A 25,170-nucleotide genomic window follows, 5' to 3' on the forward strand; every position below is an offset into this window, starting at 1 on the left:
ATTCGTACTTATGTCGGGACGTGATATTGATGTATATAAGTATAAGACCGATAGCAATGCAGTGTTACTGACAGAAACAGCTGTAAAATCCATGCGCTTAAGTAACCCGGTCGGTCAAGTCATTCAAGCCGACGGCGAAAATTGGCCAGTGGTTGGTGTAATCAAAGATTTTATCATTGATTCACCCTATGACGAAATAGCGCCAATGATTATTCTTGGTCCTAAATCCTGGTTCACAACGATACATTATCGACTGAATCCGAATAACAGTACCGAAACAAACCTAAAAAAGATAGCGGATATCTTCAAGAAATTTAATCCTGACTACCCTTTTGATTATAAATTTATTGATAAAAATTTCGAATCTAAATTTAAAGAGACACAATCCATTGGAACAATTTCTATGCTATTTGCAGGATTAACAATCTTTATTTCATGTCTTGGACTATTGGCTCTTATCGCCTACATGGCAGAGACACGGATGAAGGAAATTGCTGTTAGGAAGGTATTGGGAGCATCTGTTGGGCAATTAACATCTTTGCTCTCTTTAGATTTTCTAAAATTGGTCCTTATAGCAATTCTTATCGCATCACCGATAGCATGGTGGACAATGAATGACTGGTTGAAAGATTATAGTTACCGCATTGAAATCCAATGGCATTATTTTGCTATTGCAGGCCTCATGGCTATTCTGATCAGTTTGGCAACGATTAGTTACCAAGCGATCAAAGCCGCTCTTTCAAATCCTGTCAATAGTCTACGTGATGAATAACAGCTTAATAGATATTTTAAATAATTTAGAACAAGCTAATGATTCAATTATTTTTTAAAACAGCATTTAGGCAGCTCTTGAAGCACCGGTATTATTCAATTCTGACAATTATTGGTTTAGGATTAGCGATTGCATGTGGTTTGTTCATTTATATTTACAATAGCTATCAGCTTAGCTACGATCAATTTCATCATCAAAAAGATCGGACTTACATGGTTGTTTACGATCTTAAGCTGGAGCAGGTTGAGCATGAAAAAGGAGGATCATTTGCCATGTATGAGGCCATTTCGAAAGAAATGCCACAGATCGAGAAAACTGCTTTATATATTGACAAAAAAGATTTCACAATAGGAATCCAAGATAAACAGTTCAAAACAGATGGAAAAGCAGCTTTTGCTTCTTCAAATTACTTTAATATGCTTGATTTCCCCTGGAAACAGGGGAATCCTAAAGATTTAGATGCGCCTAATACTGTCGCGCTTACTGCATCTACTGCTAAGCTTTATTTCGGAGATGAAAATGCAATAGGAAAAACAATCCTAGTTGAGGGTGAGTTTACTATAAAAGTTATTGGTATTATCGATGATAGTCGAAAAAATTCTGACTTTAGATCGGAAGTTTACTTCTCCTTAAAATCGATTCCGACACTTTTTAAGATTGATACCAAGGATGATTATTTTCATAATTGGGGTTATACAAATACGAACAACAATATTTTATTGACTTTAAGGAATAATGAAGATAAGGTTCAGGTAGAAAAAACAATCCATGAGCTTGTCGGAAAATATTATGATAAAAGTGTACTAGAATATTATTCCTATAAACTGCTTCCGTTAACCGATTTTCATTTTGATAAAGACTATGGAAAAGGTACCCAAAAATCGCTACTACAGATATTGTCAATTATTGCCCTTGGCATTAGTATCATGGCAATCGTGAATTACAGTAATATTCTTTTTGCTCAACAGATGAACCGTAGTGTTGAAATGGGGGTAAGAAAAATTTTAGGGAGCTCAAAGAAACAACTCTTTTACCAGTTTTTATTGGAGACTTTAATATTGACCTTTCTGTCCACTATTTTTGCACTTATTTTATTAAGCATTTTCCTAAACTGGAGTAATGGATATCTTTTTCAAGATGAACCTATAGCAATTCTTTCTTTTAGTTCACTGATTAGTATTGTCGGATTGACCTGGATCTGCACGGCTCTTCTGACTAGTGTTTATCCTTTACTTTTCGTCAATAGGACACCTATCCAAGATGCTCTAAAAAAACTGACAATGGTCCATGGAGTTTCACCAGAAAGTCTTTCATTATTTTGCAAATGTAATCGCGATGGTACTTCTGATCGCAACCTTAGTAATCATTCTTCAAGTCCATTATCTTAAAAATACGGATCTGGGATTTGAGCGCGAGCAGGTATTCCTTTTTCCTATGAAAAAAGAAATGTTTGCCAGCAAAGAAAAAATTAAGCATTTCCTTGCGAAACGGCCTGACATTACCTCATTTAGTTTTTGTGATAATCCGCCAGCAAATGATAAAGTTTGGGGAGGAACTATTCAATTTGATGATCGGTCAGATTGGGAAAAATGGCCTGCCCGTTATGCTATTGCTGACTCTTCATATATTAAAACATTTAATATCAAACTTGTCGCTGGACATAATTTTAATGATAACCCCAAGAATCCGGAGTTGATCAATCAAAAATGGCTAGGGATCTTGGATATGAGAACCCATATGATATCTTAGGAAAAAGCCTTAACGCGGGAGGATTAAATGAGGAAAGCATCGGAAAAATTGTTGGTGTTGTAGCTGATTTTAGTACAAACTCTCTAAAGGAAGGGATAGCGCCGACAGTTATCGGTTATAATGCGGGGCGTTTAAAAAATATAGCCATCAAGTTTAATGGTACAAATCCACAGCAATTTATACATGAATTTGAACAGCAATGGAGGGATTGGTACCCTAAGGAAATATTTGAATATAAATTTTATGATGAACAAATCGCTAATTTGTATGCAAAAGAAACACTAACTGAAAAACTGATTTGGATCGCTGCGGTCGTTTCTGTTATCATAAGCACTATGGGCTTTTTAGGATTGTTATCGATCACTATTCTGAAGCGAACCAAAGAAATTGGTATCCGAAAAGTTCTTGGCTCTTCTATAGCAGGAATTATTCAATTATTGACGCAAGATTTCGTTAAATGGATGATCATTTCTGGTATAATAGCTACGCCTATTGCCTTTTATTTGATGAATAGATGGCTGGAAGATTTTCCATTCCGAATTGAGCTGACATGGTGGATTTTTGCTTCAGCGTTGCTCTTTGGAGTCATGATTACGTTATTGGTAATCAGCTTTCAATCTTTCAAAGCCGCGCGGGCAAATCCGGTAGACAGTTTACGGGATGAATAAGTAACGCGATTAATAAACCCAAAATAAGATAATCAAACCCGAAGCTTAGCGCTGCGGTAAAAAATATAGCTATGTTAAAGAATAATATCAAAATCGCCTGGCGCAATATCATAAAACGTAAGTATGAAAGTTTAATCAATCTTTTGGGGTTGATCTGCAGTATTACTTTCGTCATACTGGTCGGCGCATATGTTTGGGAAGTGCATCAGGTCAATAGTGAACTTCGCAACAAAGAGCAACAATATATATTACAAAGTAATTATAAGAAAGAAGGTTTCGGCATCCCACTAACAAGTATTGGTGCTTTGCCAAAAGCTTTAAAAGAAGAGTATCCACAATTGGTGGCAAATTATTACCGCATCGACGGTTTGACCTGTATTGTCTCTCATGGAGAGCAGATATTTGAAGAAGGGACAGTTTTAGGCGATCCGACATTACTGGATATGTTTGGTTTTGAGGTTTTTGCTGGAAATTCAACAACTGCATTAACGAAGCCTTTCACTGTGGTCATCACCGAAAAAGCTGCTCAAAAGTATTTTGGAAAAATAGATGTTTTGGGTCAAACACTTGAAATCAAAAACTTCAAAGGCGATAAGCAACCCTTCACCATTACAGGTGTAATCAAAGAAAATACTCAAAACTCCGTCATGCAATTAAATGACGCCATGAAGTCTGATATTTTTTTACCGATAGCGAGTGAATCGTATTTTGGAAGGTCTATCGACAACTGGCAAAACCCTTATATTGCATCATTTATTGAGCTACAGAAAGGTGTTACGCCTGAGCAACTCGCTATTCCTATCCAGGATCTGGTAAAGCGCAATACGGATGGTGAGTTTTCAACAAACTATTCCCCGGATTTAAAGCCTTTGAAAAGTTACTTTTTAGATGATAATAAGGGAGCTGTCCGCAAAATGATTGCTACTTTATTATGGATTGCAGGCTTCGTATTGTTAATGGCCATCATTAACTTCATCAATATCACCATCAGTCAAAACATTACCCGATTGAAAGAGATCGGGATTCGCAAATGATGGGTTCTTCCCGTTCACAGATCATTTCCCAGTTGATAGCCGAATACATGACAACCATGCTGATTGCTGTCACGATCAGTCTTCCTATTTATGTACTTTTAAGTCCTATTTTTGAAGAAATCTTTATGCGCAAGTTACCATCGTTGACAGCACTACCTTTTAGTTTTTATATTTTACTTTTCTTATTTGCATGTATTGTTGGTCTTTTAGCAGGTATCTATCCAGCAATCAAACTTTCAGGCAATGACATTCTACAGTCTGTGAAAAATAAGTTTACACAAGGTAACGGCAAGCAGGCCGTGCGTCGTGTACTCATCTTCACACAGTTTGCAGTCGCTGTCATTATACTAATGGCTACAATCATTATATCGAAACAAATTAATCTATTTATAAATGGTGAGCTGGGCTATAATAAAGAATCGGTATTGAACGTTCAGGTACCCCGTGACTGGACCGAACAGGGGCTTAAAAAGATGGAAACGACGCGAGATGAGTTCCAAAGACTTCCACAAATAGAGTCCATTAGTCTTTCTTATGAGATCCCTGGCTTTATAGGAGGTAATAATCAAATACTTATCAATACCAAATCGGAAAAAACAGTGCACTCTAAGATCATTATGTCTGATTCTTATTTTGCAAAAACGTATCAGATCCCGCTATTAGCGGGTCATTTTTTAAATCCTAACAGTTCTCAAAATGACCAAAATCCTGATGTAGTCATTAATAAGGAAGCACTGCTCGCTTTAGGGTTTACAAAGGCGGAAGAGGCTATTGGCCGAACAATCGGTTTTGGAGAAGCTAACGTTCCTGTCATGATATCTGGGGTAACAGCAGACTTCGTTCCAAACTCCATGAACGATGAAGCTACGGCAATAGCGTGGATCAATATTTCCAGATCTGCACAATTCCGATTTTTGAGTATCCGTTTAAAGGATGGTTCTTTGTCTTCATCTATGGAGGCTTTGGAAAAAAAATGGAAAGAACTCCTTCCTGATGCACCGTTTGAATATCAATTTACAGATGACCGCATCCAAAAATTATATGAAACAGAACTGCAATTGCAACGTGCTTCCCAGGTTGCAACTATTGCATCTTTACTGATCGTCGCCTTGGGCATCATCGGGTTGATTACATTATCCATCAACCTGCGTAATAAAGAAGTGGGTGTACGCAAAGTGCTTGGTGCTTCTTTGATGCATTTAATTTTACTTTTTTCGAAGGAATTTTATCTTATTTTTATTTTGGCTTTATTGGTAACTATACCTGCCAGTTATGTGATGATGAATGTCTGGCTACAGAATTATAACAATCGTATTGTTATCGACGTAGTGACATACCTGCTCCCATTGGGGTTTTTAGCATTATTGCTGGGTACACTGATTGTAGGTATTATATACCGAGCTACGAAATTCAATCCAATTGAGAAGTTAAGGGATGAATAAAAAACAAAGCCGTAGGAGGTGCAAATAAGAAAAGTAAGCCGACTGAGAGATGGACGGTTTATAATTGGTGTGCTCCTACGGCTTAAAGTTTTTAAAATATTACTCTGCTCATCATTTTGATTTATCAATCCTTATTTCCTAAATCGACAGCAAATACAAAAAAGTTAGCTGATTTCTTTCTTATTATTCTAATTCCTTCCTTACGTTCAATTAAGGGCTGTAATGTCATCATCACATTTCTTGGTTTTATGTATTTTTCTAATTTACTACAGCACAGTTTATGAATCTCGGATCCAGTTCTCTCTTCATTAAAATAACCAGCAACCAACTGCTCATCAATCAAGCTCTTAATATCCTTTAATTCCGACTCTGTTGAATTATACAGATCGAGATCATGCCGAATGTCAATTAATTTAAACTCGATGACATTTTGATTCGATTCCACATCAAACTTCTGCATCTGATAAATAACACGATCCTCCATTTTAATAATATGCAGTTCGAACTCTGTGTCCTTGTCTGTAGAAACAATACCCATCTGAAACATCCAACTCATACTCTCTAGCTCCAAAGAGAGATGCATGATATACAGATCCACAGTAAGGACCGATTTAATCTTAAAAGTTTCTACCTTTTTAACATAATCATTAGGCTTTCCCATTAGGAAAGATACTTCTTCAGGTGATAAGTGACATGAAATACGATGCAAAAGCATTCTGTAGTAAATGTATGTTTCTTTTTCTCTACATGTGCGCTTGTAAACTTTAATTATTGGTTTGAATTCCGTTTTTTCCATAATTCAACAAGTTTATATAGTTATTCTATACAAAGAAACATTATTAATAGTATAATTCAAAACAATTATATAGATAAATAATTCATTTTATAATTTTATCTATACATCACAATATAGTATATGATGTTTTTATAACAACAAAAATCAACGAATTTTTGGTAGATTAGGTAAAGCAATAACTATAGTTCGAGAAACTGCGATAAAATACTCATTAATAACCTTATGATAAGTAATAGTCAAACTTGGTATAGACATCTCATTGAAAAATTTTGATCAACATTATAATCTCATAATCGATATTTACAATGGACATAGCCTAGGAATATTTTAAAATCTTAAAGCGCATTCGTACGAAAACGAACGAAAACTGTTCATTTTCGTACAAACCTCAACTGCGAAAAAACAACTAAACAACTACAAATCAAATACATAAATATTTGGCAATGCAATTGTTTTCAGATGCATGTCCCATACTATATTGATAGGACCCTGTGAAATAAAAACAATTATTATGTTGATCAATAATCTTAAAATCGCCTGGCGGAATATCACAAAGAATAAACTGTATTCCAGTATTAAGATTGGTGCTTTGCCTTTGGTATTGCCATCTGCATTTTAATTGTTTTATATATTAAACATGAGACGAGCTATAACAAGTTTTATCCAGATGTAAGCCGGATCTATCGTATTGTATCACAAATTCCGAATGGGGATGATGTAATGAGAGGACTATCTTTGACCGCACCAGCGGCAAAAGTAATTAAAGAGGAAGTCCCGGCAGTGGAACAATCCGGTCGGATATTGCCTAATCCGCTTTTTGGGGCTGGAGGTAATCAATTGACATTGGGATCTGGACCAGAGAACTACTATGATGATGGGTTTGTATACGTGGATCAATCCATTCTGGAAATGTTTCCTTCACCCATGATCTATGGACAATTGGAGCATGCTCTGGACAATCCAAATTCTATCGTCCTGACCAAAAGTAAAGCTTCAAAATATTTTAAGGATAATCCTGTAGGTCAACAGATTTATCTGAACAATGATAAATCGAAGGCTTATACGATTAGCGCTGTTATCGATGATATCCCAAGCAATTCTACGCTGTATGGCTACACATTTTTCATGTCTTTAGCAGGTGAGCCTTTATATCCAGGTGAGCAAAATAGTTGGATGGCTACAAATTACACTGTGTATGTCAAACTGAAAGAAAATAGTGATCCCAAGCAAACGCAAAGTATTATTCAGAAAGTATATATAAATGGTCATCTGATCCCTGAGACGCAAAAAGCAGGTGGAAGCATTAAACCTTGGTTTCGTCAGGTAAAAATGTATTTACAAAATGCTTCTGATATACACCTTTACTCTACGGGTATCCGCGATGACAAAGTCTCGATATTAAATCGGGGAGATATTAAGATGATATGGGCATTTGCATCTATTGCGGCCTTTATCTTACTGATCGCCTGTATCAATTTCATCAATCTTTCTACCGCAAATGCGGCGACAAGAGCTAAAGAAATTGGTATTCGTAAAACCATTGGCTCAAACAGAAAATCTTTAATTGGTCAGTTTATGGTCGAAGCTATCTGTTATAGTTTAATTTCACTGATCATCGGCCTTTTGTTAGCTTGGATCTTATTACCATTATTTAACAATCTGGCTAATAAAAGTTTAGAGATTCCAATATTTAGCTGGTATTTTATTCCGACACTCCTTGTTTCTTTGCTGTTTATTGGAAGTTTAGCCGGTATTTATCCGGCACTTTACCTATCGGGATTCAAACCTATCTCAGCATTAAAAAATAAACAGGATTCTACTCCAAAAAGTTCGTTATTACGCAATGGCCTTGTTACGTTTCAATTTGCAACTTCTATTATTTTAATCGTGAGTGCACTTATTGCCAATCAACAGGTTAATTTTATTTTAAACAAAGATCTGGGTTTCAGTAAAGATCAGGTCATCGTATTACGTGGCATCACCACTTTATCTCAGGATCTAGCTAGTCTAAAGAATGAATTAAAATCACTTCCTTACGTTTCTGATGTTTCTGTGGGAGACTACCTTCCTGTACCTATTGATGGTGTGAAACGAAATGGAAATTCCTTTGCACTTGATGATAATAAAGATGTACAACTTGGTAGAGGAGCACAATTCTGGCTTGTTGACGATACTTATTTATCTACATTTGAGTTGCGCTTGTCTGAAGGCCGCAATTTCAATCCCAAATTGGCTTCAGACAGTTCGGCTACTATTGTTAACAAAACGCTTGTGGAACAATTGGGACTCACACATCCGATCGGTGCCAAAATCAATAACGGTCAGTCCTGGACTATCATTGGAGTGGTGGACGACTTTATATTTGAATCGCTAAAAGAGGAGTCTGGGCCAGTTTCTTTAGCTCTTGGAAACAGCCCTTCCCTCCTATCTATAAAAGTTAAAACTGGTCATATAGATCAATCTCTTGCACAGATTACTAAAGTCTGGGATAAATTTTCTCCCAATCAAAAGATCAATTATAGTTTTTTAGATGAAGGTTTTGAAAGTTTATATCAGGATGTTGAGCGTACAAAAAATATTTTTACAAGCTTTGCCTTTATCGCTATTTTCATTGCCTCATTAGGTTTATTTGGCCTTGCTACATATATCACTCAACAGCGTACAAAGGAGATCGGTATCCGAAAAGTATTGGGTGCAAGTAGTATTAGTTTGTTAAAACTGCTATCTAGCAATTTCATAAAACTGGTATTCATTGCTATCGTTATTGCTGTTCCCATATCGTGGTGGTCTATGGATACGTGGTTACAGGACTTCAACTATCGCATTGAGATAAACTGGTTATATTTTTTATTGGCAGGCTTTTCGGCTATCCTTATTGCTATCGTTACAATCAGTTACCAAACGTTGAAGGTTATTCGAACCAATCCTGTAGATAGTCTACGCGATGAGTAAGGTTCGTGATAAAATATAATAAAGGATTTTAGTGTTTGTTTAAAATCTCTTCTAAGAGATTAATATGTTTATGTTATGCCGGTTGTTCGATGATGGACAGCCGGCATTTTTTTACTATAACATTTATTATGTACATTCTTCTTATGTAGAAATTTTCCTTGTTGTCAACATAAGTTTTTTCTAATTATCAGTTTTTCCTTTAAGTTTTTCTCATTCATAAATTTATTTATATACATATTCTATACAAACAAACCGAATAACTGGCAATATTCGCAATGATTGTATATTTAAATACAACATTTTGTATTTTTATCTATACAGATGAGCAGACAGTAAATAGTATTATAATGACAAAACTTGGAGAGATTTTAGCAAAGAAATCCGTCAATAAATCTATGGTGGCACGCAAGACGGGACTAAGTAAAGCACGTATCAATGAACTAACGATGAATGATACAGCAAAATTGCGGTTAGATGAAATGTATCTTATTGCTCTGGCAACGGATAGTGATCCAAATGAGATGATGCTTAAATTATGTGAAGACCTACGCTTGAAAGAGCCTGAATAATAAAAATAAAATGATCGGTCATGTCCAATGACAATATAACCGATCGGTTTTTAGATCCTGACTAAAGTATTTGTACGGAAGCGAACGGAAACTGTTCATTTCCGTACAAATATAATCTACCAAAAACAACCACAACAAACTCATTAACAGTGATATAATTATTTGGCAACACAATTGTATCTATAAGTTACGCCCCCACTATCATCATGATAGGATATGGCTATGTAAATAAATACTGTTGTTATGTTGGTAAATAACCTTAAAATTGCCCTGCGCAATATTTCAAAGAATAAGTTTTATTCCAGTATTAAAATTGGCGGATTTGCTTTTAGTATTGCAATTTGCGTACTGATCGTTCTCTACATCAAACATGAAATAAGCTACAACAAGTCTTATCCGTCAATGGATCGTGTTTATCGTCTCATTGTCCAAGCTCCAGAGGGAAATAAAATCAATCGCTGGGTATCGCTTTCTGCTCCCGGAGCTAGAACATTAAAAGAGGAAATTCCTGCCATAGAGAACTCCGGGAGAATACTCCCAAATCCGCAATTAGGAGCAGGTAGTAATCAGCTTTCGATTAATAATTTGCCCGATAGTCATTATGATGATGGATTTGTCTATATTGACCAATCCATATTGGATATGTTTCCATCCTCGATGCAATATGGTCAGTTACAGCATGCTCTAGATAAACCGAATACCATTGTGCTGACCAAAAGTAAAGCGCTTAAATACTTTAAGGGTAATCCTATTGGTCAACAGATCTATCTCAATAACAATAAGTCAAAGGCTTTTACCATTACAGGGGTCATCGATGATATTCCCAGTAATTCGACCTTATCTGGATATGGTTTCTTTATGTCCTTGGCCGGAGAACCATTTCACCCTGGTGAACAGAACAAATGGACAAGCAATAATTACACGATTTATATCAAACTGACTCCACAGGCAAATATAGATCTTGTTGAAAAAGAGATTAATAAAATTTACATCACTGGCCATTACATTCCGGAACTGATAAAAGCGGGAAGAAAAATAGGACCTATTGTCCATCAAATTAAGATCAGTCTTCAAAATGCTCTAGACATTCATTTACATTCATCTGATATCGAAGATGATCAAGTATCGACACTAAATCGCGGTGATATTCGCATGGTGTGGACTTTTGCATCGGTAGCTCTGTTTATCCTACTGATAGCTTGTATCAATTTTGTAAACTTATCGACTGCCAATGCCACGACTAGAGCAAAAGAAATCGGTATCCGAAAAACAATTGGATCTAACCGAAAAAGTCTAATCAGCCAGTTTATGACGGAGGCATTATGCTATAGCTTTATTTCTCTATTTTTAGCGATACTCATCGCTCACCTATTATTGCCTGTCTTTAATAATATCGCTCATAAATCAATTGAAATTCCGTGGTTCACGTGGTATTTTATACCTTATTTATTGATTTCGGCTATTATAATCGGTAGCATCGCAGGGACATATCCAGCACTTTATCTTTCTGGTTTTAGACCTATCACGGCATTAAAAAATAAACTGGTTAACAATGCAAACCCTTCATTGCTACGGAATGGTTTAGTCATTTTTCAATTTTCAACATCGATTATTTTAATCGTTGGGTCATTGATCAGTCATCAGCAAATTCAATACATGCTGCAAAAAGATCTGGGATTTAACAAGGATCAGGTTATTGTACTTCGAGGTCTAAATGTAATAGGCGATCAGCTTGGTCCATTTAAAAATGAACTAACTTCGATTCCCTCCGTAAGTCATATTTCCGTTAGCGACTATCTTCCGGTTCCGATAGATGGTGCAAAAAGAATGGTAACGCGTTTTGGTTAGATGGAAGACGTGAACTTGATCTTGCAACTCAGGGTCAGTTTTGGAGAGTCGATCAAGAGTATCTGGCTACTTTTGAAATTGAAATGGCTGAAGGCCGCAACTTCAATGCGCAGATAGCCTCGGACAGCATGGGAATCATCGTTAACAAACAGATGGTTAAAGAAATGGGAATTAAGAATCCAATCGGTACAAAGATTACGAATGGTGAAACATGGACAATCTTAGGGGTAGTCGATGATTTTATTTTCGAATCGCTCAAAGGTGAAGGTACAGCTCCGGTTGGTCTGGTACTCCGGGATAGCCCTTCTTTGTTGTCTATTAAGGTAAAACCGCAACATATGGATGAGACACTGAATGCGATAGCAAAAGTCTGGGATCAGTTTAGTCCAAATCAAAAGATCAATTATAGCTTTATGGATGAGAGTTTTAAAATATTATATCAAGATGTGGAGCGAACAAAAAATATTTTTACCTGCTTTGCAGTTGTCGCCATCTTTATCGCTTCACTGGGTCTTTTTGGACTGGTCACCTATATCACACAACAGCGAACTAAAGAAATTGGTGTTAGAAAGGTTTTAGGGGCAAGTGATATGCGCTTATTGAAATTATTATCGGAAGATTTTATGAAACTTGTATTAGTCGCTATTATTATTGCTACACCTATTGCCTGGTGGGCCATGAATACATGGCTTGCCGACTTTAATTACCGTATCGACATCGGTTGGATATATTTTATTATTGCTGGTGGATGTGCTATTCTGATTGCTTTGGCAACAATCAGCTTGCAAACGTTAAAGGTAATCCATACAAATCCCGTGGAGAGTTTAAGAAATGAATAGGATTTTCTGATCACCAGCTGCATTTGTTGTGGGATTGAGATTCATTATTGTTCAAAACCGAACGTAAACTGTTCAATAGCGAACAGGTAATTCTTAAAATAAAAATAACAAATCACTGACTACTAATTGATAAGGAGAATGGCAAAATGATTGTATGTTATAGTGAATACATTGTGATTGTATCTTAATAAGGTACGCCAATTAATATCTTAATAAAAACACGAATATGAAAAGATTTATTCAAACCACATTATTACTATTGTTGGTACAGGTTTCTTTTGGTCAAAAAATGGTACGGAAAGAAACTTTTCAGAACAGCAAAATTAAAGATCTCGAAGTCAGCACATCGGCCGGGGCAATTAAAGTAACCGGGTCTAATAACCAACCTGGTTCGGTTGAAGTCTGGGTGTCTCGCAACGGAAACTTACTCAATTCATCAGCGGATTTAGAAAAATTATTGCATGAAGAGTATGACGTTGTCATCCAGTTAGAAAGTGGAAAATTGACCGCATCTGCTAAACGTAAAAAAGGAAACAATGGTAACAGTTCGGTTTCTGTTGCTTTTTATGTAACAGTTCCTGAGTCTGTCAACAGTAATCTGAGCACTTCAGGAGGTAGTATACAGCTGAATGCACTAAATGGCAAGCAAACATTCCGAACTTCGAGTGGTAGTTTACAAATTAAATCGTTAGCAGGAAATATTTCAGGTAAGACTTCAGGTGGCAGTATCACTGCTAGCAACAGTCAGGGCGATATACAGCTCAACACTTCTGGAGGATCTATAAATCTGGATAATTGTTCTGGTAATATCCGTATTGCTACAAGTGGCGGATCAATTAATGGTAAGAATGTAGAAGGATTAGTTGATGCACATACAAGTGGCGGAAGTATTACTATGGATATGAAGCGTATGTCGGATGACATTACATTAGCTACATCTGGTGGTAGCGTGAAGATTAAAGTACCAGAAGGAAAATATAACGTCGACCTAAAAGGTTCACGGGTCAATCTTCCGTCCGCTCAAAATTTTTCTGGCAGATCTAATAAATCTTTGGCTCAGGGTGCAATTAATGGAGGTGGAAAAAAATAGATGCCCGTACTTCTTCAGGTTCTGTATCGCTAGATTTCTATTAACTAAATCTATACCAGATCTTTAACATATAAAAGTCAATAGATCACATGTTAATAATCTGAGTATAATAAAAAAGAGTATTGAATTTTTCGCTTGCTTTTCTAACGAAGCAAGCGAAAAATTACTGACGTCTCTTATGAAGTCCCCCTGCAAATTGAAATTTCCCGCCTCCCCTATTTCCATCCTAATCACGCATTAGCACTGTCTAACTGACTATGCATAATTTGTTTAATATTCTGCGATTAACAAATGATGAGGATTTCTTGTCCAATACTGAACGGTTACTGTTCGATATCGAACAGTAATATAAATTAAATACAGAACAACACACTGATAATCAAACACAAACCAAAATGGCAACGCAATTGCATCTTCCGCTTTTGTAATGACTTCATACATTTCATTTTTAACAACGAACTAAACAGGCGACATATGATCTTAAACGAAATCAAAATTGCATGGCGAAGCCTATTGAAAAATAAGTTCTTTTCATTGTTGAACGTATTCGGACTGATGTTGGGATTTACAGGTTTTATCCTGTCGTACCAATACATCAATAGAGAAACAAGCTATGATAAATGGAACCCCAATTATGATCGGATCTATCAGGTTGGACTGACCTCTTCAGAAGAATTTACAGATGCAACAAATGCCATGCTTGCGCCCTTATTGAAAAGAAGTTTACCCGAAATAGAAACTGCCGGCAGAAAAATAATTTATAGTTTTGGTACTTATCCACTTTTCGGAGAAAATACGGTATTAATTAAAGATGCGGCGGTAATAGATTCTTCTGCGGCACATATTTTTCAAATTGAAAGTAAGACCGGGAACCTTTATAAGAGTAAAATTCAAAATGAGGCCACTCTAGTAAAGCAAGGTATCGCTGAGAAAATTTTCAAAAAGGGGGATTTAAATTTTGACACCCCTAAGTCTGTTCCAGTGCTTAGTTTACTATTAGATCAACATGAACGTATTTATGGAATTAGTAAGAATAATGGTTTATCCCTGATTGACCATGACTTACTCTTTATAAAAGAACCTGAGGATTTATTTGCAGGAGAAATTCCATTTTCATATCAAACATACATTCAAGTAAAGCCTGGAACTAATATCGATGTTCTGGCCCGTAAAATAGACAAACTCTACCACGATAAAATTGTTCCTCTATCTCAAACAGCAGCTTTATCGCAAGGAAAAATTTATTTAGATCCCTTATCCAATCTACATTTAAGACCAAAAAATGGAAGTAATACGCCTTATCTCATGTTATGGATAATTGGCATCGTATCGATTATTATACTTGTATTAGCATCAGCAAATTTTGCCAACATGATCATGGCGCAAGCTGACAAACGTATTAAAGAGTTAGCATTAAAGAAAATACTGGGAAGCTCGCGCTGGACAATCATTCGTCAATTACTTTTGGAAGTCTTTATTTTGACATTAACTGCAGCTGTGTTTAGTTTTTTTATGCTAAGTATTACCGGAAATGTATTGCAAAAGTGGTTCAATGATGACCTCAAACAGTACATTTTAAATCAAGATACGGTAATGTATCTTTTTCTAGGTGTAATTGGCACAACCTGTCTATCCGGAATTTACCCAGCCTTCATACTTTCGGGATTCAAATCTGTTAGTTTATTGAGGGGCGGACTTGGTAAGACGCAACGAAAAAATACACTCCGTAATGGTTTACTGGTTTTTCAAATTGGTATTGCTTTACTATTTATGACAGGGATGCTCGTTATACATGAGCAAATCCGGTATATTCAAACCACAGACAAAGGATTTGAACCGGCACAGGTGATTACATATAAGGGCTTAGGAATGTATTATGATGGCACATTAAATGGTACATACTACAATCTTAAGGAACGACTGCAACAAGATCCCAGTATTTTATCGGTAGCTTCTGCAACAAATATGCCTGGAGATGGGGAGCTTCCTCCCAAAAAACAGTTTTCTCATAACCAAAAACAATTGGAATTCGATCACGTCGGGATCGATAAAAGCTATTTCAGCACACTGAATATAGCGGTATTAAAGGGAAATATTCCCACATCAATCAAGCAATTGCTACAAGATTCTACTTCGCATTATGCGGTTATCAATGAATCTGCGGCTATGGCATTAGATCTAGGACAGCCTATCGGAGCTAAGTTAGCCGGTTGTGATGTCAATTTTGAAATTATCGCTGTGGTAAAAGATAGTAAAGCTTATGGTTTTGAAAATGCCGTGAAGCCAACGGTCTATTCTTATAAAAATGAATGTGGATCTGCAAGACCCCAGGCAACATTAATTGTAAAAGCTGCTCAAGGAAAAGCAGCACAAGCTATCGAAACTGTAAAAAAAGAATGGCAACAAAATTCATCAACAAAATCATTGCCTCTGGAATATGCTTTTATGGATCAACAATATGCTTTGTTGCATAAAAAACAACAGGAGATGCAGACTGCTTTCAATAGCTTTACATTTTTAGCAGTTATTATTGCGGCTCTTGGTCTTTTTAGTATGGCCGCTTATCAAGTAACAATTCGTAAAAAAGAAATGAGTGTACGTAAAGTATTAGGTGCTTCTGTACAATCTATTTTCATGCAACTTAACAAACCGTTTTTCCGACTGTTTTTAACTGCTACTCTAATCTCTCTTCCTCTGACTTACTTCATACTCAATAGATGGTTGGACAATTTTGCTTACCGCATTGACTTGCAGTGGTGGTATTTTCTAATTGCAATCATGATAATTTTCATCATCATCTGCGTTTCGATCAGCTATCAGACTATACGTGCAGCAAAAGTTAATCCGATAGATAGTCTGAGAAATGAGTAAATTAGGATAACAACAGTTTAAAAATTATATATTACATACAGTTAAAATAACCAACAAAAATAGATAAAATGATACAGTTAAAACACTTATTTAAATGGTATAATGTTGGAAGTACACGTTCATTTGTACTAAAAGATGTCAGTCTAAATATTGAAGAGGGGGATTTTATTTCGATCATGGGACCTTCTGGATCTGGAAAATCAACACTATTAAACATCATTGGAATGCTTGATGAACCGATGAGGGTGAATACCTATTTCAAGGTGAAAATGTGTTGGAGCTAAAGCCGAAAAAAAGAACACAGCTTTTTCAGTCCCACATGGGCTATGTCTTTCAATCTTATCATCTGCTTGATGAAATGACTGTGTATGAAAACATTGAAACCCCATTGATCTATAAGAATAAATCTTCGTCGGAGCGTAAGTCCATTGTCAGTGATCTATTGGACCGTTTTAACATTGTCGGTAAAAAAGATCTGTTTCCTTCACAGCTATCGGGCGGTCAACAGCAGATTGTAGGGATTGCAAGAGCTTTAGCCGGTTCTCCGTCGCTGCTATTGGCTGATGAGCCAACGGGAAACCTGAATTCTAAACAAGGAGAAGAAATCATGGAATTGTTTCAACAGCTCAACACGGAAGGTGTCACGATTATACAGGTGACCCACTCGGACAAAAACGCCACTTACGGAAAAAGAACGGTCCACATGCTGGATGGTCAATTAAAGTAACTCCATAACCATATACCTAGATATATCCCTGCATATGCTTCATTTGGCATATCGCGGGGATTTTTGTTAAATTTGTATATGGATGAAAAAGAATTACATGCTTTGGTTACTTTACTCGATGATCCGGATCAATTGATTTCTGAAGAAATCGAAAATAAATTATTGAGTTTAGGACCAGAGATCATACCTTCTTTAGAGGAGTATTGGGAGTCTGCTTTTGATCCCTTCATACAAGAACGCCTGGAGAAAATAATCCATGCAATACAGTTTGATCAAATTAAAAGTGAACTTCTGATCTGGAAGATGAGCAACTCATTTAACCTCTTAGAGGGCCTCATCATCATCAATAGCTATCAATACCCTTCTTACGACAATAACCTCATACGAATGAGCTTAGAAGAGCTAAAGCGCGATATATGGATGGAGTTGCGGTATGAAATGACACCCTACGAAAAGTGTCACTGATGAATTATGTTCTATTTGATAAATTTGGTCTTTCCGGAAATACAAATGATTATCATAATCCGCAGAATTCGTTTATCGGTAGGGTTCTGGAAACAAAAAAGGGAAATCCCCTCACCCTTTCATGTATCTATAGTATCGTTGCTCAAAAACTGGATATCCCGATCTTCGGCATTAATCTTCCAAAGCATTTTATTTTATCTTATCTAGATGAGGATCAGAATGCAGATCATTTATTGTTCTATCTAAATGCATTTAATAAAGGTCAAGTGATGCAAAAAGCAGATGTTATTTCATTCTTAAAACAACTGAATCTCCCGCTCTCAAAAGAATTTATGCTGCCCTGTGATAATGTAACGATACTAAAAAGAGTATTGCGTAATCTTGTTACAGCTTACGAACAAAATGAAAGTGTTGGTAAGAAACAAGAAATCGAAATACTCTTTAAACTCTTAGAGGAATAATATTAATCTTAATCGATCTCACTTGGCCCCCTTGCATCTAAAGATAGTGCAACAGGTGTTAAGCTATATTGTTTTTTCTTATTGGGTTCCACATTATCTTTATCGGTAATCAAAAAACGGGAAACGATCTTTGTATCGGCATCGGCGACATATAAATATTTCGCTCCATCACGATTGTCAATAGCAACATCTAGTGGTCTTTTTAATCCTGTTAATGCCCCTGTAATGATACGTGTTGGTTGAATAGCACGGTCTCCTGAGACTGCTAATAATGCTCCTGCTCCTTCAAATAATAAAATTCTTCCGACATTAGTGCCGCCGGTAGAGGTATAACTAGCAACAGCAAGTAAGTCCTGACGGGCGGAATAACTAAATCCTCTGATTTCTCCCTGGTCTGCTATAGTTAGAACAGCTTTTGGTGGAAATGCTGTCTCACTCAAAACTGAATCTGCGGGTTGATTTTTTCTTAAGATATCCTTAAATATCGCAATACCTTTCTTTTCTCCATTGACAGCGACATATAAGTCTGAATTATCTTCGGCGTTTTTAAAAGCCATTGTCCATGGGATTAATTTCCCTAGGGATATCTGTTGATTTCTTTTTGCTTTTCCTCTGTAACTTCCTGGTCGTTGAAACAGATAGATACTCGGAGGTCTAGTACCTTCACCAAGATCTGCTACATATAAATTTTCTGTACCCTTATTATAATGGTAGGCTAATCCTCTGACACGGGTTAACAATCCATTTGAAATTAAACCATTAGATGCGGGAGCTCCTGTTACAGGATTTACCGACATTACCTGAATGCTTGTATCTTTTACAATACCACCATCATTAGCACTGCTTTGAAAAATATATTTTGCAATTGGGTTAAATAATATTGCTGCCCCACCTTTTGTACTTGAATTATAGGATAAAGAAGGTTCAAAATGAGTCAATGAGTCTGCAGGATCAATAATATCGACATTGTTATAAGGTGTCTGCCCCTCATCCAATTGATAATCCGAAAAAGAAACATACAGCCTCGAGATTGCTACCTTAGCCAATGCTGGCTCATCATCCTCTCGTACACATGAAGTCAAGCATGTTACAATAGCCAATAAAAGTAAGTTATATACGTTGTTAGTGATTTCATTTTTAATCTGATATAGGTACAAATCTACAAATATGATCCAATATAAAGATAAAAAAAGAGAGATTGGCGAGGGTACAATAAATTCTGTTTATCAAATATTTGCTAGTTCAGTACTTTTTGAGTAAAATTGCCAAACTTTTATCAGTAAAATAGCAATGGAAGAGAAGGAGTTCATCAGAGAAAAGTTAACATTACCTAACGAAGGCAAAAATCTGCTTTTACATTCGTGTTGTGCACCTTGTGCTGGTGAAGTAATGGAGGCTTTGATCAGCTCGGATATCAAATTCACAATCTATTTCTACAATCCAAACATTCATCCTCGTAAAGAATACGATTTACGAAAAGAGGAGAATATCCGTTTTGCAGAAAAACATAATATTCCTTTTATTGATGCCGACTATGACGTAGATCATTGGTTCGACTTAGCAAAGGGAATGGAAAACGAACCTGAGAAAGGTATTCGTTGTACGATGTGCTTTGACATGCGCTTTGAGAAAACAGCAGAATATGCTGCTGCGAATGGATTTGATGTTATATCAAGTTCTTTAGGAATTTCAAGGTGGAAAAACATGGATCAAATCAATGATTGTGGTGTACGTGCTGCCTCCCGCTTCGAGGGAATGGACTATTGGACATTCAACTGGAGAAAAAAAGGTGGTGCTATCCGCATGTTAGAAATATCTAAAAAAGAAAAGTTCTACATGCAAGAATATTGTGGATGCGCTTACTCTTTACGGGATACCAACCGTTGGCGAATGGAAAACGGCAGGGAAAAAATAGAATTAGGTAAAAATTATTATGAATAACCGCTTGCTATAAGGCATATAAATGAAGTAGGAATTGAAATATATTTTAAAAAAAAATTTCAATGCTAACTTATTTATACATACCTTTGCAGGCTCAAATGCAAGATTGTGAAACATCTAATACAATACAAAATACCGTTTTCGGGGCTAAATGCAGGGAAGCACAATTTTGATTTTGAGATCGATAAAAAGTTCTTTGATTGTTTTGAGCATTCCATTGTTAAAGATGGTCATCTAACAGCAAATGTTGAATTACAGAAGCAAGAAAATCTGCTTATTTTAAATTTCACAATTGTTGGAGATATCGGATTGACTTGTGATGTTTGTTTAAGCGAATTTCTATCGCCTATTACAGTAAAAGAGCGGATATTGGTTAAATTCACCGCTGAAGACTGGACTGATAATACGGAAGAAGTATTGGTTTTATCCAAAAGCGATCACGAGCTAGACCTGACTGAATTGCTATATGAATATATCAATTTGGCAGTTCCTTTGTTTGCTAAATGTAGTGATCAAGGAAAAGATATTACCTGTGATCCGATTATGTTAGCGCATATATCAACTGAGCAACAGAAAGAAGAGCAAGTAAAAGAAGAGAACATTGACCCACGTTGGGCCGCATTAAGAAATATTAAAAATAACTAAAACAGAAATACGAGATGGCACATCCAAAGCGTAAGACTTCTAAATCAAGAAGAGACAAGAGAAGAACACATTATAAAGCAGACAGACCTAGCTTAAGCATTTGTAAAGAAACTGGTGCAGTTCATTTACCACACCGTGCATACACTGTAGATGGTAATTTATACTACAACGGTAAATTGATCATTGAAAATACGGCTGTTGTCTAACTTAGATCTTTCAAAACATAAAACATCCCAAAACGAGTATAATTTTCAGATTATACTTTAATTTGGGATGTTTTTGCGTATTATTGACTTGAAAAATAATCACGAATGAAGATTGGTTTAGATATTTTAGGTGGCGATTATGCCCCTAATGCAACAATATTAGGTGCGATAGAAGCTCAACAACTCTTGACGGGAGATCAAAAACTTGTTCTTTTTGGTGATGAGGAGGAGACTAAATCGCTTATTGAAAAAGCTGGGGGTAATCCTTCGGACTTTGAATATATACATGCACCTGAAAACATTAGTATGGGTGAACACCCTACTAAAGCGATTACACAAAAGCCCAACTCTAGTATAGCCAAAGGCTTTGAATTACTAAAAAACGGTGAAATTGATTCTTTTGCTTCTGCTGGTAACACCGGAGCAATGCTTGTCGGATCTATTTTTAGTGTAAAAACGGTACCTGGCGTACTAAGACCTGCTATAACGACAATTGTACCCAAACTGAAATCCGGTTTTGGACTACTCCTTGATGTCGGAGCTAATGCAGACTGTAAACCCGAAATGCTCAATCAATTTGCGATTTTGGGAAGTTTGTATTCGCAACATATGTTTGGTATTTCTTCTCCGAAGGTTGGTTTATTAAATATCGGTGAAGAAGAAGAAAAAGGAAATATCCTAACCACAACCACCTATCCCCTTTTAAAAAATAACGAACGCATTAATTTCATCGGAAATGCCGAAGGCCGTGATCTGTTTTCAGATATTGCCGACGTGTATGTTTGTGATGGTTTTACAGGGAATGTTGTTTTAAAGCTAGCAGAATCATTTTACGTAGTAACATTGAAAAAAGGACTTAAAGATGAGTTCTTCGACCGATTCAACTACGAGCAGTATGGAGGTAGTCCTGTTTTAGGAGTTAATGCTCCTGTTATAATAGGCCATGGAATATCAACTCCTCAGGCTATTAAAAATATGGTTTTACAATCTAGAGATATGATCCAGTCAGATTTTATTGACAAAATCAGATCTGCTTTTAATTAAATTTTATGTCAAAAATTCATGCTGCGATTACAGCAGTTGGTGGATATGTACCTGATTATATCCTCACAAATAAAGAGCTGGAAACTATGGTTGAAACCAATGACGAGTGGATTGTATCTCGTACAGGTATCAAAGAACGTAGAATCTTAAAAGGAGAAGGTAAAGCTACTTCAGACCTTGCTGTACCTGCGGTGCAACAATTATTAGAAAAAAGAGGAATTACTGCAAAAGATATTGATTTGATCATCTTCTGTACAAGTACTCCAGATATGCTTTTTCCTGCCACAGCTAATATCTTAGCCGATAAAATTGGGGCTACAAATGCTTGGGGATATGATTTACAAGCGGCATGTTCAGGTTTTCTTTTTGGCTTGACAACTGGTGTCCAATTTATTGAATCGGGTAAACATACAAAAGTATTGGTTGTCGGTGCCGATAAAATGTCTTCAGTAGTCAACTATCAAGATCGTAATACGTGTATTTTATTTGGAGATGGTTGTGGTGTAGTGCTACTGGAACCTAACACTGATGGCAATGGTATTCAAGATGCAATCTTGAAAACGGATGGTTCAGGTGGTCAATATTTAAATATCAAAGGTGGCGGTTCTCTAAATCCGGCATCCCATGCTACTGTGGACGCTGGTTTACACTATGCTTATCAAGAAGGAAAAACGGTATTTAAATTTGCTGTTACCAATATGGCTAATGTAGCAGCCGAGATTATGGAGAAAAATAATCTTCAAGCTTCGGATATCGCTTATTTAGTACCGCATCAAGCAAATAAACGTATTATCGATGCAACAGCAGAACGTGCTGGACTACCGGAAGAAAAAGTAATGATTAATATTCAGAAATATGGTAACACCACAAGTGCCACTATTCCTTTATGTTTATGGGAATGGGAAAGTAAACTAAAAAAAGGTGATAACCTGATTTTAGCAGCTTTTGGCGGTGGATTTACTTGGGGATCTGTATACTTAAAATGGGCTTACTAAGTACAAATATTATTTTGTAGCTTTGAAGGCTGTTTTAAGAATTTTAAAAATTAACACTAAAATATTTAACCTGCATAACTATGGGTATGGACATTAAACAAATTCAAGACTTGATTAAATTCGTTTCAAAATCAGGTGTGAATGAAGTAGCAATCGAAGAAAAAGATTTCAAAATTACGATAAAAACAAATCAGGAGCCTACATATGTAACCGCTTCGGTTCCAGTTGCAGCAGCACCAGTGGCAGCAGCTCCTCAACCGGCTGCAGTTGCTCCAGCAGCGGCAGCTCCTGCAGTAGTTTCTGAAGAAGCTAATTTTATCACGATTAAATCTCCAATGATCGGAACTTTTTACCGTTCTGCGGGACCAGGTAAACCATCATTTGTAAATGCTGGTGACGAAATCAGTACAGGTAATGTATTGTGTATCATTGAAGCTATGAAATTATTCAATGAAATTGAATCTGAAGTTTCAGGTAAAATTGTTAAAATCTTGGTAGAAGATGCTCAACCAGTTGAGTTCGATCAACCATTATTCTTGGTAGATCCTAGATAAACAATCGTCAATATTTTTATTGTCGATCAACATGAGCGCACAGGTACTGTGCACTCATACCTCAAAACTTACAGAAAATACAATGTTTAAAAAAATATTAATAGCTAATAGAGGAGAAATCGCTTTACGTATCATCCGCACATGTCGCGAAATGGGTATCAAAAGTGTAGCTGTTTATTCAACAGCTGATAAAGATAGTTTACACGTTCGTTTTGCGGATGAAGCTGTTTGTATCGGTCCTCCTGCCAGTAAAGATTCTTACTTAAACATCCCAAATATTATCTCAGCTGCAGAATTAACAAATGCAGATGCGATTCATCCTGGATATGGTTTCTTAGCAGAAAATGCGAGATTTTCTTCAATATGTGCACAGTATGGTATCAAATTTATTGGTCCCACTGCAGAGCAGATTGAAAAAATGGGCGATAAATCACAAGCAAAAGATACAATGAAACAAGCTGGCGTACCTACGGTACCTGGTTCTGATGGTCTTTTGAGCTCATTGCAAGAAGGTGTTAAACTTGCTAAAGAAATCGGATACCCGGTTATCATTAAGGCTACGGCTGGTGGTGGCGGTAAAGGTATGCGCATTATTTGGAAAGAAGAGGAATTTGAACATGCTTGGGATTCTGCACGTCAGGAATCTGCTGCAGCCTTCGGTAACGACGGTATGTATCTGGAGAAATATGTAGAAGAACCAAGACATATCGAAATTCAGGTAGTGGGTGATCAATACGGTACCGTATGTCACTTATCTGAGAGAGACTGTTCTATTCAACGTCGTCACCAAAAGTTATTGGAAGAAGCTCCTTCACCTTTTATTACGCCAGAATTACGTCAGAAAATGGGCGAAGCGGCTATCAAAGGTGCTAAAGCTGTTAACTATGAAGGTGCTGGTACAGTAGAGTTTTTAGTTGATAAAAACCGTAACTTCTACTTCATGGAAATGAATACACGTATTCAGGTTGAGCATCCAGTAACAGAGGAAGTCATTAATTTTGATTTAATCAAAGAACAAATCAAAGTTGCTGCCGGTATCCCTATTTCAGGTAAAAACTACGAGCCGACCATGCACGCGATCGAATGCCGTATCAATGCTGAAGATCCGTTTAATAACTTCCGCCCATCACCAGGAAAAATTACTAATTTCCATTCACCAGGTGGTCACGGTGTACGTATCGATACACATGTATATGCGGGTTACACGATTCCTCCATATTACGATTCGATGATTGCTAAAGTAATCTGTGTTGCGCAAACACGTGAAGAAGCTATCTCAACAATGGAAAGAGCTTTAAGTGAATTTGTTATCGAAGGTATTAAAACAACAATACCTCTTCATTTACGTTTAATGCGTGATCCTAACTTCAGAGCTGGTAACTTTACTACGAAGTTTATGGAAACTTTTGACCTTTCAGAAGATAATGTATAATAAAATTATCTTTACATAGATAAAAAATACCATTCTTTTCAATAAGAATGGTATTTTTGTTTACAAACAA

23 protein-coding genes and 2 pseudogenes are annotated in these 25,170 nt (G+C 36.5%); 23 read left to right on the plus strand and 2 right to left on the minus strand.

Annotation, left to right across the window (positions count from 1 at the left end; all coding sequences use genetic code 11):
• Positions 1-10 precede the first annotated feature (10 nt).
• The 6 genes from L950_RS29570 to L950_RS26010 all read left to right on the plus strand — a co-directional run bounded on the left by L950_RS29570 (position 11) and on the right by L950_RS26010 (position 5,665).
• Positions 11-772: an ABC transporter permease gene (locus tag L950_RS29570; RefSeq protein ID WP_052764327.1), complete on the plus strand. Its 762-nt coding sequence runs from the start codon at positions 11-13 to the stop codon at positions 770-772.
• Positions 773-810: 38 nt separating this feature from the next.
• Complete coding sequence (locus tag L950_RS06135; protein WP_031289460.1) at positions 811-2,160, plus strand: ABC transporter permease; 1,350 nt, start codon at positions 811-813, stop codon at positions 2,158-2,160.
• 46 nt (positions 2,161-2,206) lie between these two features.
• Positions 2,207-2,521: a hypothetical protein gene (locus tag L950_RS06140; RefSeq protein WP_156169562.1), complete on the plus strand. Its 315-nt coding sequence runs from the start codon at positions 2,207-2,209 to the stop codon at positions 2,519-2,521.
• Positions 2,479-3,189, plus strand: a complete 711-nt coding sequence (locus tag L950_RS06145; RefSeq protein ID WP_021192025.1) for an ABC transporter permease — start codon at positions 2,479-2,481, stop codon at positions 3,187-3,189. The genes L950_RS06140 and L950_RS06145 overlap by 43 nt, the downstream gene beginning before the upstream one ends.
• Before the next feature lie 71 nt (positions 3,190-3,260).
• Positions 3,261-4,223, plus strand: a complete 963-nt coding sequence (locus L950_RS26005; RefSeq protein WP_052764328.1) for an ABC transporter permease — start codon at positions 3,261-3,263, stop codon at positions 4,221-4,223.
• Positions 4,220-5,665, plus strand: coding sequence for an ABC transporter permease (locus L950_RS26010; protein WP_084825387.1), 1,446 nt, complete (start codon positions 4,220-4,222; stop codon positions 5,663-5,665). Before L950_RS26005 ends, L950_RS26010 begins: the two co-directional genes overlap by 4 nt.
• A gap of 124 nt (positions 5,666-5,789) precedes the next feature.
• Here the strand turns inward: L950_RS26010 and L950_RS06155 are convergent, their stop codons facing one another.
• A complete protein-coding gene (locus L950_RS06155; protein WP_021192026.1) occupies positions 5,790-6,461 on the minus strand; it encodes a hypothetical protein in 672 nt (223 codons plus the stop codon).
• A gap of 630 nt (positions 6,462-7,091) precedes the next feature.
• Between L950_RS06155 and L950_RS06160 the strand changes: the two genes are divergently transcribed.
• The 10 genes and pseudogenes from L950_RS06160 to L950_RS32175 all read left to right on the plus strand — a co-directional run bounded on the left by L950_RS06160 (position 7,092) and on the right by L950_RS32175 (position 18,283).
• Positions 7,092-9,413, plus strand: a complete 2,322-nt coding sequence (locus L950_RS06160; protein ID WP_231576923.1) for an ABC transporter permease — start codon at positions 7,092-7,094, stop codon at positions 9,411-9,413.
• A gap of 275 nt (positions 9,414-9,688) precedes the next feature.
• Positions 9,689-9,982 carry a helix-turn-helix domain-containing protein gene (locus L950_RS06165; protein WP_021192029.1) on the plus strand — a complete coding sequence of 98 codons (294 nt, stop codon included), beginning with the start codon at positions 9,689-9,691 and terminating at the stop codon, positions 9,980-9,982.
• Between the two features lie 243 nt (positions 9,983-10,225).
• Positions 10,226-11,830 carry an ABC transporter permease gene (locus L950_RS06170; RefSeq protein ID WP_052764330.1) on the plus strand — a complete coding sequence of 535 codons (1,605 nt, stop codon included), beginning with the start codon at positions 10,226-10,228 and terminating at the stop codon, positions 11,828-11,830.
• 41 nt (positions 11,831-11,871) lie between these two features.
• Positions 11,872-12,063 (plus strand): annotated as a pseudogene (locus L950_RS37125) (ABC transporter permease); the annotation flags it as partial.
• 51 nt (positions 12,064-12,114) lie between these two features.
• A complete protein-coding gene (locus L950_RS26015; RefSeq protein ID WP_410528099.1) occupies positions 12,115-12,669 on the plus strand; it encodes an ABC transporter permease in 555 nt (184 codons plus the stop codon).
• A gap of 226 nt (positions 12,670-12,895) precedes the next feature.
• A complete protein-coding gene (locus L950_RS06175; protein ID WP_021192030.1) occupies positions 12,896-13,759 on the plus strand; it encodes a DUF4097 family beta strand repeat-containing protein in 864 nt (287 codons plus the stop codon).
• 474 nt (positions 13,760-14,233) lie between these two features.
• Positions 14,234-16,630 carry an ABC transporter permease gene (locus L950_RS06180; RefSeq protein ID WP_021192031.1) on the plus strand — a complete coding sequence of 799 codons (2,397 nt, stop codon included), beginning with the start codon at positions 14,234-14,236 and terminating at the stop codon, positions 16,628-16,630.
• 176 nt (positions 16,631-16,806) lie between these two features.
• A pseudogene (locus L950_RS06185) lies at positions 16,807-17,357 on the plus strand (ABC transporter ATP-binding protein).
• Positions 17,358-17,435: 78 nt separating this feature from the next.
• Complete coding sequence (locus tag L950_RS32170; protein WP_231576919.1) at positions 17,436-17,822, plus strand: hypothetical protein; 387 nt, start codon at positions 17,436-17,438, stop codon at positions 17,820-17,822.
• On the plus strand, positions 17,822-18,283 hold the full coding sequence (locus L950_RS32175) for a transglutaminase-like domain-containing protein (RefSeq protein ID WP_231576920.1): 462 nt from the start codon (positions 17,822-17,824) through the stop codon (positions 18,281-18,283). The genes L950_RS32170 and L950_RS32175 overlap by 1 nt, the downstream gene beginning before the upstream one ends.
• An 8-nt stretch (positions 18,284-18,291) precedes the next feature.
• Here the strand turns inward: L950_RS32175 and L950_RS06195 are convergent, their stop codons facing one another.
• A complete protein-coding gene (locus L950_RS06195; RefSeq protein WP_156169564.1) occupies positions 18,292-19,383 on the minus strand; it encodes a hypothetical protein in 1,092 nt (363 codons plus the stop codon).
• Between the two features lie 190 nt (positions 19,384-19,573).
• Here L950_RS06195 and L950_RS06200 point away from each other — a divergent pair, with 190 nt between their 5' ends.
• From L950_RS06200 to accC, 7 genes are all read left to right on the plus strand, one after another.
• Positions 19,574-20,224, plus strand: coding sequence for an epoxyqueuosine reductase QueH (locus tag L950_RS06200; protein WP_021192033.1), 651 nt, complete (start codon positions 19,574-19,576; stop codon positions 20,222-20,224).
• Positions 20,225-20,332: 108 nt separating this feature from the next.
• A complete protein-coding gene (locus L950_RS06205) occupies positions 20,333-20,869 on the plus strand; it encodes a YceD family protein (protein ID WP_021192034.1) in 537 nt (178 codons plus the stop codon).
• A gap of 14 nt (positions 20,870-20,883) precedes the next feature.
• Complete coding sequence (rpmF, locus tag L950_RS06210) at positions 20,884-21,075, plus strand: 50S ribosomal protein L32 (protein WP_021192035.1); 192 nt, start codon at positions 20,884-20,886, stop codon at positions 21,073-21,075.
• Between the two features lie 105 nt (positions 21,076-21,180).
• The gene (gene plsX / locus L950_RS06215) at positions 21,181-22,119 is read left to right on the plus strand and encodes a phosphate acyltransferase PlsX (RefSeq protein ID WP_021192036.1); all 939 of its coding nucleotides are present in this window, start codon (positions 21,181-21,183) and stop codon (positions 22,117-22,119) included.
• A gap of 5 nt (positions 22,120-22,124) precedes the next feature.
• Complete coding sequence (locus L950_RS06220) at positions 22,125-23,114, plus strand: beta-ketoacyl-ACP synthase III (RefSeq protein WP_021192037.1); 990 nt, start codon at positions 22,125-22,127, stop codon at positions 23,112-23,114.
• A gap of 80 nt (positions 23,115-23,194) precedes the next feature.
• Entirely contained in the window at positions 23,195-23,668 is a 474-nt protein-coding gene (accB, locus tag L950_RS06225; RefSeq protein ID WP_021192038.1) for an acetyl-CoA carboxylase biotin carboxyl carrier protein, read from the plus strand.
• An 82-nt stretch (positions 23,669-23,750) separates the two neighbouring features.
• Entirely contained in the window at positions 23,751-25,100 is a 1,350-nt protein-coding gene (gene accC / locus L950_RS06230; protein WP_031289467.1) for an acetyl-CoA carboxylase biotin carboxylase subunit, read from the plus strand.
• Positions 25,101-25,170 lie beyond the last annotated feature (70 nt).

Origin of the sequence: Sphingobacterium sp. IITKGP-BTPF85, from assembly GCF_001006065.1 — a bacterium.
GTDB lineage: Bacteria > Bacteroidota > Bacteroidia > Sphingobacteriales > Sphingobacteriaceae > Sphingobacterium > Sphingobacterium anhuiense.

Excerpts from the sequence above, each read along its gene's own strand:
- accC (WP_031289467.1), top strand. The coding sequence starts at position 23,751 with ATGTTTAAAAAAATATTAATAGCTAATAGAGGAGAAATCGCTTTACGT.
- L950_RS06200 (WP_021192033.1), top strand. The coding sequence starts at position 19,574 with ATGGAAGAGAAGGAGTTCATCAGAGAAAAGTTAACATTACCTAACGAA.
- L950_RS06170 (WP_052764330.1), top strand. The coding sequence starts at position 10,226 with ATGTTGGTAAATAACCTTAAAATTGCCCTGCGCAATATTTCAAAGAAT.
- L950_RS06175 (WP_021192030.1), top strand. The coding sequence starts at position 12,896 with ATGAAAAGATTTATTCAAACCACATTATTACTATTGTTGGTACAGGTT.
- L950_RS06135 (WP_031289460.1), top strand. The coding sequence starts at position 811 with ATGATTCAATTATTTTTTAAAACAGCATTTAGGCAGCTCTTGAAGCAC.
- accB (WP_021192038.1), top strand. The coding sequence starts at position 23,195 with ATGGGTATGGACATTAAACAAATTCAAGACTTGATTAAATTCGTTTCA.
- L950_RS32175 (WP_231576920.1), top strand. The coding sequence starts at position 17,822 with ATGAATTATGTTCTATTTGATAAATTTGGTCTTTCCGGAAATACAAAT.
- L950_RS06140 (WP_156169562.1), top strand. The coding sequence starts at position 2,207 with ATGAAAAAAGAAATGTTTGCCAGCAAAGAAAAAATTAAGCATTTCCTT.
- L950_RS06155 (WP_021192026.1), bottom strand. The coding sequence starts at position 6,461 with ATGGAAAAAACGGAATTCAAACCAATAATTAAAGTTTACAAGCGCACA.
- L950_RS06220 (WP_021192037.1), top strand. The coding sequence starts at position 22,125 with ATGTCAAAAATTCATGCTGCGATTACAGCAGTTGGTGGATATGTACCT.
- L950_RS06145 (WP_021192025.1), top strand. The coding sequence starts at position 2,479 with ATGGCTAGGGATCTTGGATATGAGAACCCATATGATATCTTAGGAAAA.
- L950_RS26005 (WP_052764328.1), top strand. The coding sequence starts at position 3,261 with ATGTTAAAGAATAATATCAAAATCGCCTGGCGCAATATCATAAAACGT.
- L950_RS26010 (WP_084825387.1), top strand. The coding sequence starts at position 4,220 with ATGATGGGTTCTTCCCGTTCACAGATCATTTCCCAGTTGATAGCCGAA.
- L950_RS06165 (WP_021192029.1), top strand. The coding sequence starts at position 9,689 with ATGATTGTATATTTAAATACAACATTTTGTATTTTTATCTATACAGAT.
- L950_RS32170 (WP_231576919.1), top strand. The coding sequence starts at position 17,436 with ATGGATGAAAAAGAATTACATGCTTTGGTTACTTTACTCGATGATCCG.
- L950_RS06180 (WP_021192031.1), top strand. The coding sequence starts at position 14,234 with ATGATCTTAAACGAAATCAAAATTGCATGGCGAAGCCTATTGAAAAAT.
- rpmF (WP_021192035.1), top strand. The coding sequence starts at position 20,884 with ATGGCACATCCAAAGCGTAAGACTTCTAAATCAAGAAGAGACAAGAGA.
- plsX (WP_021192036.1), top strand. The coding sequence starts at position 21,181 with ATGAAGATTGGTTTAGATATTTTAGGTGGCGATTATGCCCCTAATGCA.
- L950_RS29570 (WP_052764327.1), top strand. The coding sequence starts at position 11 with ATGTCGGGACGTGATATTGATGTATATAAGTATAAGACCGATAGCAAT.